The organism is Oleiphilus sp. HI0080 (genome assembly GCF_001635135.1).
In genome coordinates this window covers 1-4801 of sequence record NZ_LWFU01000556.1, presented here as the reverse complement: position 1 = coordinate 4801, position 4801 = coordinate 1, and the positions used below count along the sequence as shown (strand labels likewise).

The window sequence follows — 4801 nt, the reverse complement described above, 5'->3', positions numbered from 1 at the left end:
TGCCGCACTCGGTCACAATCGCGCACCAGCCTGCACCAGCATTAAATCCAGCTCATGAAACTGGTTCTCTCGCGCAATACTCAATGCCGTTTCTCCGGATTGCGCGATAAAATTCACATCCGCGCCGGCTTCAAGCATGGGCTTAACGATCAGCATATTATTGTCAGCGACTAACTTCATCAGCAGAGACGCTCCATCAGGATAAACATCAACCTCTGCGCCTGCATCCAACAATATATTGGCTGTGGTAAGGTGCCCATTCAAAGATGCCTCGGCCAACGCACTCCAGCCGCGCGTATCGATGTAGTTTAAATCTTGGCCTTGTTGAATAAATGCAATGACCTGCTCATTCATACCCTTGCGACTAGCCAGCATTAGCAAGCTGGCTTGTTCAGGCTGAAGCGCCCAGTTTGGCGTTGCTCCGGCGCGCAATAAAATGCGGACAAATCGACCGCGCCCTTGAGACAATGCAATACGCAAGGGCGTATCCCCTTGGAAAACCGCATTGACCGAATCTCCCGCTAGGAGACTTGAGCGCAAAAGCTCCTCGCTGCCACTTTCAACAGCCTTCATCAGCGATGATGGGCTATCGAGCGTTTGCTTAGAGGTATTGATGCGAAAATCCGGCGGGACTTGTTGGTCATTCGAGGCGCATCCTGCTACCCACAACAACACACTTAATAGTATGATTAGGCGATTCATATTCCTGCACACAAACTGCGTTTTCCATAAACGCTAAGTGTGTTTGCTCAGCTACGAAAATACAAGCAAACAACTCGGCAATATAGCCGACAAGAATAGCCCAGAAGAATACCCGGTCATTTATGCCAAGCCTCACTCTGACAGCAGAACAGCGCGCCATCGTCGATGCCCCAGTCGGACATTATGTGATTCGCGCCGTCGCCGGAAGCGGAAAAACCACAACTCTCGCTTATCGCATTCAACATCTGCTTCAACAAGGGCTTGAGCCTCGCCGAGTTCTGGTGCTTATGTTCAACAAAAGCGCACAATTGGATTTTCAAAGCAAACTCCAAAAATTGGTGGGCGGTTCAAGCGCAGTTCCGGAAGTCCGAACATTTCATGCCATGGGTTTTCGACTTTACCAACGCTTCATTTCAATTGGCGCTCTACCCGCGTATCAAGGCTCTATCCTGAGCGAGCGAGAGCAGCAGTTTCATCTCCTTCAGCTTGTGCCGCAAGTGCTGAGTCCAGAACAGCACACGGAATTCAAACGCTATAAAAAAGAGTATTTAGATGTTGCCGCTCGTTTCATTGATCAATGTAAAAGCCAACTTGATGACCCGGCGAGTTTTTTCCGATCAAGTAATTTGGACAAAAAGTTTTCTTTCCTGCCCATTCTGTTTGAGCGCTTTGAAGAATGGCGCCATGACCATCGACGCATTAGCTATGCCGACATGCTGTACGATCCTGTCCGTGCGCTACTGGCCGATCCAGAGCTGAGACAACAGGTCGAAAACAAAATGGATGTGATTCTGGTCGACGAATATCAAGATACCAATGATATTCAGCATGCCTTGCTAACCTTGATCGCAGGACGTCGCGCTCAAGTAACCATTGTTGGCGACCCAGACCAAACCATCTACGAGTTTCGCGGGGCTAAGCCGCAATACATGCTGACAGGCTTTGCACAGGAATTTCAAGATACCGAAGCGCTTAACCTAAGCACAAGCTTTCGCTACGGCCATCAGGTGGCCCTATTAGCGAATCAATTGATCTCCCACAGCCCATACCATGAAGACGCATTGTGCATCCCAAGCGAAACAAACCCGGACACACAGGTCGAAATCTGTGAAAGCAATGATGAGCTGAACAGCCTGACGAAGCGACTCGCCAAACACTCCGAACAGGCATTGCAAAATACCGCGATTTTAGTGCGCTACTGGAGCCAAGCTGCACCAATCGAGTTAGCCTTACTGCGCGCGAATGTGCCTTATACGCTACAAGGGCATCGCGGCATTTTTGGGTCTGACGAGATGTCTTGCCTGCGTACAGTCTTACAATTGGCGTCCGGCGACTTCAAGCTGCTTACAGAAGAACAACGCTTAGCGAGCCTGATGCAACTCGGCCGCTTCCCACATCTAGGTATTAATGAGCGACAAATGCATGATGTCATGCAATCACTGGCGCACTGCAACAGCCGGTGGGGAAACCATTTACTTAGCTTGATTCCAGAGCAGCTTTCACGATACCAGAAGCTAAAGCTAGAGCGTTTTGCCAAAGCACTCTCCGCAGTTGAGAACAACGCCAACGCACCTCGAAAGGTATTTGCACACTACGTTTCCGAGACCAAACTCTATGAAGAGCTAAAAAGCAGCGGCTTGAGTGAAGACGCCAGTAACGAGCAAATAAGAACGATCAAAGGTCTAGTCGAGTTCATGTCGCAAGACAAAGCGGAAAGCGCATCCGCGCTGCTGCAAAATCTTGCAGAGCTAGAAGCAAGAACGCAGTCTCGCAATCAAAACATCGCAAGCGCAGGCCTGCAACTTACTAGCATCCATCGTGCAAAGGGGCTTGAGTGGGACAACGTGATTTTACCGGGCCTCTCGGAAACCAACTTCTTCGCACAGCAGGGTAAAAATGATGTGGATATTGCGAGTGAGCGTCGCCTGATTTACGTAGCTATGACACGAGCGCAAGAAAGGTTACTCATGTTTTGCCCGCCAGAGAGCAGCAAAGACCGTCTCCGTTTTCTCGATGAAATGGCTGCAAATGCGTCACTTGATATGGCCAAAGCCATTAAACAAGGGCAATCCAACATCAATCTGAATGACGCACCCAGCGCAATTAGCCAGCGTTACGCTGCGCATTTTGAGTTAGATCTGAACTGGGATAAAAACCGAAGCCAAGTACGCACTAGCCAAACGGCTCACTGGACGGCAAACAACGTTGTGCACAAATTGCTGGGTAAAGGTCGAGTTGTAAAAGAAGAAGGCGATACGTTTACTGTTGAGTTTGATGATCATCAACGGCGTGTATTTTCCAAGCGCTATGCAGACCAGGTATTTGAGCCTGCCTAACGAAATCTAACCGAGCGGCTGTTGGTGAACAATAAAGTTACTAACAAATGGTTCCATAAGGTACTGATTTTTACTCGACCGGATTTTGTCACGACTAAATATAGTTGTTAACAAAATTGATGCCTAATGAAGTCAGCTACCACACCAAAGCAGACCTTCCGAAAGACGAAAGCCTTCATCTGAAATGTGAGATAAGCGGACATATTAGGCAATTGGGTCAATCTATCTTCTATCGACTGGGGCTCAGGTGTCGGTGTAAATAATGCACATGAACTTAGAAAAACCGAAATTGAAATAATTGTGATGGAGAATATCCATCGGGGTATGTAGGTCATAGGAGCATTTCTGGCTTAGTTACTTGCTTGATATTGCTATTGAGTTTTTTTTCAAGTGATCACGATCCAAGCGTATGACTTTACGATGACATCAGTGGTATGGTTTCGAAATACCACAGCAAATATAGGTTCTGCATGAGCTTTAAGAAGATCATTATTTCAGAATTTGGTGGCCCCGAGGTTTTGAAACTCGTGATGCAGGCCTCGCTACCGGAACCATCCCCCCAGCAAGTGCGCATAAAAGTGCTCACCGCAGGCGCTGCTTTTACCGACACGATGATCCGCAAGGGACAATATCCTGACGTGAAAGATCAACCTCCATTTACTCCGGGCTATGATCTCGTGGGTCGAGTAGACAAAATAGGACCCGAGGCGTCGGGATTTGCGCTCGGTGATCTTGTCGCTGACTTAACGGTTATTGGTGCCTATGCAGAATATATTTGTCTTGACGCGGATAAGCTTACCTTGGTGCCTGAAGGCTGCCAACCCAACGAAGCGGTAAGCTTAATCCTTTCCTACATTACCGCCTATCAAATGCTGCATCGAATTGCCAAGGTCCAAAAGAGACAATCAATATTGATTCATGGAGCCGGCGGCGCGGTTGGCACGGCCATGCTGCAACTCGCTAAACAACTCGGCGCTAAGGTCTATGGCTCAGGATCAAAATCAAAACATTCACTTATCGAATCACTCGGTGCAATACCTGTCGACTACAACAACACAAGTTGGCCCGAACAGGTTATTCAAAATAATTCTGGCGGTTTGGATGCAGTCTTTGACCCCATCGGTGGAGAGAGTTTTAAAAGATCATTTAGTGTCCTTCGAAAAGGCGGAACGATTGTAGGCTATGGTTTCTACAACGCTGTTTCAGGAAAAGGTGGCAGCATCGCTAAAGATTTCCTTACTATAAAACTGTGGAATTTGCTGCCAAATGGTAAGCATAGCCATTTCTATTCCATAGCTGATCTAAGAAAAAAACATCCGGACTGGTTTAAAAAAGATCTCACTACACTTTTTCAAATGCTGAAAGATAAGAAAATTGAACCTGTGATCGGTGCTGTACTGAGCTTGGATGAAGCCGCTAAAGCCCATGAACTGATTGAAAAAGCGGAGATGAAAGGAAAGATCGTGTTAAAAATAAGTGAATAGGTCAACGACTCATCAAAATTAAGTCTGCTTATCACCAACAACAGTTGTGATTTTTCAATGACCGCCATGTCTGCTTTTTGGTGGCAGCTGATGGGGAGGCATACCGAATTTATAGTCCGCGTTTCACCATTCAGTAACATGATGCCACAGTATCTATATTATAATTTTACGCATTCTGGTGTATTATTGCATCATAACTGCACCGATCTATAGGTATCATTATGACAAGGCAAAGCATTACCCTAACGGAACAAAATGACACATGGCTCAGAAATCATG

At 47.0% G+C, this 4801-nt stretch carries 3 protein-coding genes; 2 read left to right on the top strand and 1 reads right to left on the bottom strand.

Annotated elements, in window-relative coordinates:
- Nucleotides 1–12: 12 nt before the first annotated feature.
- Nucleotides 13–702, bottom strand: coding sequence for an ankyrin repeat domain-containing protein (locus tag A3751_RS12260; RefSeq protein ID WP_068456404.1), 690 nt, complete (start codon nucleotides 700–702; stop codon nucleotides 13–15).
- 122 nt (nucleotides 703–824) lie between these two features.
- On the opposite strand from A3751_RS12260, the gene A3751_RS12255 reads away from it, so the two are divergent.
- Together A3751_RS12255 and A3751_RS12250 are read left to right on the top strand one after the other, a co-directional pair.
- The gene (locus tag A3751_RS12255) at nucleotides 825–3038 is read left to right on the top strand and encodes an ATP-dependent helicase (protein WP_068456401.1); all 2214 of its coding nucleotides are present in this window, start codon (nucleotides 825–827) and stop codon (nucleotides 3036–3038) included.
- A 470-nt stretch (nucleotides 3039–3508) separates the two neighbouring features.
- Nucleotides 3509–4522, top strand: a complete 1014-nt coding sequence (locus tag A3751_RS12250) for a medium chain dehydrogenase/reductase family protein (RefSeq protein ID WP_068456398.1) — start codon at nucleotides 3509–3511, stop codon at nucleotides 4520–4522.
- The last annotated feature ends 279 nt before the right edge of the window (nucleotides 4523–4801 follow it).